This is a genomic window from Ruegeria sp. BHSB056 (assembly GCF_059613305.1).
Map to the genome: position 1 here is coordinate 1 of NZ_JBXWSG010000143.1, position 4,841 is coordinate 4,841.

The following is a 4,841-nucleotide window of genomic DNA, read 5'->3' on the forward strand; positions in this document are numbered from 1 at the left end:
GTGGTTCGGGAGATTTCCAACCTGGGTGCGAGCCCAGAGCGTCTGGCGGCGGAGTAGCTTCAGCGCAGCGCGCGGCCCTTCATGATTGCTTCGGCACCGAACCTCTGGCGAATCTCGTCGGTGGCCCGTTCGGCCTTTGATCTGCGGGCGGCATCCGGATCCAATAGGTCGCCGAAAATATCCGCCTGATCCGCCGGACAAAGATCGGACAAACCACAGCCCAACAACCGATATGGCCCCTGATCGCCAACCTGATCGAACAGGCCCCGGGCCGTGCGGTAAATCCGGTCGGCTATCTGTGTCGCATCCCGCAGGGACACGCGCCGCGTCAGGATCTTGTGATTGGCTTTCTTCAGTTTCAACGTGACAACCCGACCAGCCAGATCCTTTGCCTTGGCGCGATCCGACACTTTCAAGGCCATGCGCCACAAATGGCCGTCCAGAATATCAAGGCTCGACGTGTCTTCAAAAAATGTCGTCTCGTTACTGATGGATTTCATCGGTTCATGGGCTGATACGCGTCGCTTGTCCTGACCTCGGGCCAAGTGCCACAGGCGATATCCCATCGAGCCGAACCGCGCGGTCAGTGCCTCCTGATCCCAACGCAGCAAATCACTGAAAGTTCTGATCCCGGCCTGGTCCAGCGCTTCCTGCGCAGCCGGGCCAATGCCCCAGATCAACCGTACGGGTTTGTCGTTCAGAAACTCTGCCGTTTCCACCTTGCCGATCACTGAAAACCCGCGCGGTTTGTCGAGGTCCGATGCGACCTTGGCCAGAAATTTGTTGTGACTTAACCCGATAGATCCGGTGACACCGATTTCTTCCTTCATGCGCTTGACCAGACGCGCCAGCATGACGGCAGGTGGCGCGCCGTGCAGACGTTCGGTTCCCGACAGGTCCATGAAGGCTTCGTCCAGCGACAGGGGTTCGACCACGGGTGTCAATTCATCCATCATCGCGCGGATGTCGCGCGACACCTGGGCGTAGACGGACATGCGGGGCTTGATCACGACGGCTTCGGGGCAGAGTTGCAAGGCCTTGAACATGGGCATAGCCGACCGGACGCCGCGAATACGGGCAACGTAGCAGGCAGTTGAAACAACGCCGCGCTTGCCGCCGCCAATGATAACCGGTTTGTCCGCCAGTTCCGGGTTGTCACGTTTCTCCACCGAGGCATAGAAGGCGTCACAATCCATATGGGCAATCGACAGGTCAAACAGTTCTGGGTGTGTCTTTATCCGCGGACTGCCGCAGGCAGTACAGCGTTGTTCGTTTGACAATGTGGTCAGGCAATCTCGGCAAAGACCGGGCATCTGCGTCCTCATGCGTTCCGCAGTTGGCTTGGACGTTCTTTATATCACCTGTAATCCTGGATCAAAGGCCCTGCTGACATGGGGCGATTTGGAAAGAAGACCCCCCGCACATCGCGGGGGGAAGTAACGAACCTCAGGAAGAAGCGGTTCGTTGGGGAGTATTTCCCCTTCAGAATCTCTGAAAATCCTTAGTTTCGATAGGATGAAGGTTGTGCCGAGAAAAACTCGGGTTTTGAATGTGTGTTTTCTGGCACAGAGACGATTTGGCGCGGTTTTGTCAAAAAGTGACCTAAGGTCAACTTGTTGCGCGGAAAATCCAACGTAAAACACACCTGAAAGAACCGAGCGGTTTTAGCTGACCTTCAGAGAATTTAGTTCGGAAAGAACAGCCTCAGCAGCGGCTTTTGGGTCTTTTGCCTGATAAATCGGGCGGCCGACAACTATGTGATCTGCGCCATCCTGAATGGCGCTTGCCGGGGTGGCTACACGTTTCTGGTCGCCAAGCGCTGCGCCAGCAGGGCGCACACCAGGGGTTACGATCAGACGACCTTCAGCCTGAGGCAGAGCGCGGATCAGGGCGGCTTCCTGCGGGCTGGCGATAACGCCATCAGCACCGGCTTCAAAGGCTTTGGCCGCGCGCTCAGCGACCAAGTCCTGCACATCACCGGATTTCAGAAGGCTTGCGTCCAGATCGTCGCGGTTCAGCGAGGTCAGGATGGTCACGGCGAGGATCTTCAGGTCTTTACCCGCAGCACCTTCTTTGGCAGCGCGCACCACATGAGGGTCACCATGCACGGTCAGAAAATCCAGATCGAATTGCGCCAATCCCCGCACGGCATTTTCAACTGTGTTGCCAATGTCGAATAACTTCATATCCAGGAAGATGCGCTTGCCGTGATCCTGTTTCAGTTCGTTGGCCAATGCCAGCCCGCCACCGGTCAGCATACCCAGCCCGATCTTATAGAAAGAAACACTGTCCCCCAAACGTTCTGCCATGGCCAACCCTTGCAGAGCGTTGGAAACATCAAGGGCTACGATCAGGCGGTCATCAGACATGGGGGGGCGCTCCTTTTTGGCAAACGTCTGCGTCCTAGCGGCTTCGGGCCGCTCTGTCCATCTGCTAAGCCGCGCAGGCAGCTTCAAATCGTGTTATCGTGCTCTGTATTGAAAACTCGAATTCAAAATAAGGGGCGACAAATGAAAAAGCTGGTTTTGTTGGGCGCGTTGATTGCACTGGCCGCATGTAATGAAACGCCGCCCGAGGAGACGGATACAGGGGCTGCACCTGTGCCGACCAATGACGATTTGCGTTTGGTTGGTGGTTACAGGTCCGAGGATGATTGGTGTCAACTTACTGGTGAAACGGCGTTTACCGGCAATTTCCTGGACCATACGGCAGATCTGGTTTCTTGCCCGACGGGAAGTGCGGCAGCCCAATCTTTGGTGAATGATCTGGGTGCCGTTCAGGTCGCCGAGACCGGTGGTTATTCAGTCTATACCATCCAGCGCGAATAGGTCGATTTCTGTGTTTTAGCCTCTTGAACCACCGAAGATATTTCCCAGATTGAATGTGAGGCTTCGACCGACATGTGCTGCCAGGCGGGCATGTCAAAACGGGGCGCTTGGAAAAGGAGAATATCATGGACTTGAACAAGTTCACCGAGCGGGCACGGGGATTCGTGCAGGCGGCGCAAACCATTGCGCTGCGCGAGGGGCACCAGAGGCTGGAGCCCACTCATATACTCAAAGCACTGATGGATGACGATCAGGGGTTGGCCAGCAACCTGATCACGCGCGCGGGTGGGGCCCCGAACCGCGTGGTTGAAGCGCTGGACAGCGCGATGGGGAAAATCCCCAAGGTCAGCGGTGACGCGAGCCAGATCTACATGGACGGCCAGACCGCCAAAGTACTGGACGAGGCTGCAAAGTTGGCATCAAAGGCGGGCGACAGTTTCGTGCCGGTCGAACGCGTGTTGATGGCGCTATGCATGGTGAAGTCCAAGGCCAAGGATGCATTGGACGCCGGAGCCGTATCAGCGCAAAAACTGAACGAGGCGATCAACGACATTCGCAAGGGTCGCACCGCTGACAGCGCGTCGGCGGAAGAAGGTTATGACGCGCTCAAGAAATACGCACGTGACCTGACCGAGGCTGCAGCCGAAGGCAAAATTGATCCGATCATCGGTCGGGATGAGGAAATCCGCCGTTCGATGCAGGTTCTGTCGCGTCGCACCAAAAACAACCCGGTTCTGATTGGTGAACCCGGCGTCGGGAAGACCGCGATTGCCGAAGGTATGGCCCTGCGCATCATCAACGGCGATGTGCCTGAATCGCTGAAGGACAAGAAGCTGCTGGCGCTCGACATGGGCGCGTTGATTGCTGGTGCGAAATACCGTGGTGAGTTCGAAGAACGCCTCAAGGCCGTTCTGACCGAAGTGACTGAAGCTGCGGGTGAAATCATCCTGTTCATCGACGAGATGCACACGTTGGTCGGTGCCGGGAAGTCTGATGGTGCAATGGATGCGGCCAACCTGATCAAGCCTGCGCTTGCCCGGGGCGAGTTGCATTGTATTGGTGCGACCACGCTGGACGAGTACCGCAAATACGTGGAAAAAGACGCGGCCCTTGCGCGCCGGTTCCAGCCTGTAATGGTACAGGAGCCGACGGTCGAAGATACGATCAGCATCCTGCGCGGCATCAAGGAAAAGTACGAACTGCACCACGGTGTGCGTATCTCGGATTCAGCGCTTGTTTCAGCGGCGACCCTGTCGCACCGCTATATCACTGACCGCTTTCTGCCCGACAAAGCCATCGACCTTGTCGACGAGGCGGCATCGCGTCTGCGGATGGAGGTCGACAGCAAGCCCGAGGAACTCGATCAACTCGACCGGAACATCCTGCAGATGCAGATCGAGGAAGAGGCGCTGAAGCTTGAAGATGACGCGGCCTCGAAAGATCGTCTGGAAACCTTGCAAAAGGACCTGGCCGACCTGCAGGAGCAATCCGCCGAGATGACCGCTCAGTGGCAGGCTGAACGAGATAAACTGGCGGGTGCCCGTGACCTGAAGGAACAGCTCGACAAAGCGCGGGCTGATCTGGAGATTGCCAAGCGTGAAGGCAATCTGGCGAAGGCAGGTGAGCTGTCTTACGGCGTCATCCCCGAACTTGAGAAAAAGCTGACCGAGGCCGAAAACGCCGAAAGCAACGCCATGATGGCTGAGGAAACGGTGCGCCCGGAACAGATCGCTTCGGTGGTCGAGCGTTGGACCGGTATCCCGACCTCGAAAATGCTGGAAGGCGAACGCGAGAAACTGCTGCGGATGGAAGACGCTCTGCATTCCCGCGTGATCGGTCAGGATGCAGCGGTGACTGCCGTCGCCAACGCCGTGCGCCGTGCGCGTGCGGGTCTGAATGACGAAGGCCGCCCGTTGGGATCGTTCCTGTTCCTCGGGCCGACCGGCGTGGGTAAGACCGAGCTGACCAAGGCCGTGGCGAATTTCCTGTTCGACGACGATAACGCGATGGTGC

At 57.4% G+C, this 4,841-nt stretch carries 4 protein-coding genes; 2 read left to right on the forward strand and 2 right to left on the reverse strand.

Going from position 1 to position 4,841, the window contains the following annotated elements; translation table 11 throughout:
• Positions 1-59: 59 nt before the first annotated feature.
• Positions 60-1,313, reverse strand: coding sequence for a DNA polymerase IV (locus AC2FND_RS19515; protein WP_496771378.1), 1,254 nt, complete (start codon positions 1,311-1,313; stop codon positions 60-62).
• Between the two features lie 351 nt (positions 1,314-1,664).
• Entirely contained in the window at positions 1,665-2,369 is a 705-nt protein-coding gene (gene pyrF / locus AC2FND_RS19520; protein WP_496771379.1) for an orotidine-5'-phosphate decarboxylase, read from the reverse strand.
• 141 nt (positions 2,370-2,510) lie between these two features.
• Here pyrF and AC2FND_RS19525 point away from each other — a divergent pair, with 141 nt between their 5' ends.
• Positions 2,511-2,828: a hypothetical protein gene (locus AC2FND_RS19525; protein ID WP_209599181.1), complete on the forward strand. Its 318-nt coding sequence runs from the start codon at positions 2,511-2,513 to the stop codon at positions 2,826-2,828.
• Between the two features lie 125 nt (positions 2,829-2,953).
• Positions 2,954-4,841: Clp protease N-terminal domain-containing protein (locus AC2FND_RS19530; RefSeq protein ID WP_496771380.1), on the forward strand; the 1,888-nt coding region annotated here is incomplete at its 3' end.

What these genes read in the sequence shown, in the direction of transcription:
- AC2FND_RS19515 (WP_496771378.1), bottom strand. Translation starts at nt 1,313, where the DNA reads ATGCCCGGTCTTTGCCGAGATTGCCTGACCACATTGTCAAACGAACAA.
- pyrF (WP_496771379.1), bottom strand. Translation starts at nt 2,369, where the DNA reads ATGTCTGATGACCGCCTGATCGTAGCCCTTGATGTTTCCAACGCTCTG.
- AC2FND_RS19525 (WP_209599181.1), top strand. Translation starts at nt 2,511, where the DNA reads ATGAAAAAGCTGGTTTTGTTGGGCGCGTTGATTGCACTGGCCGCATGT.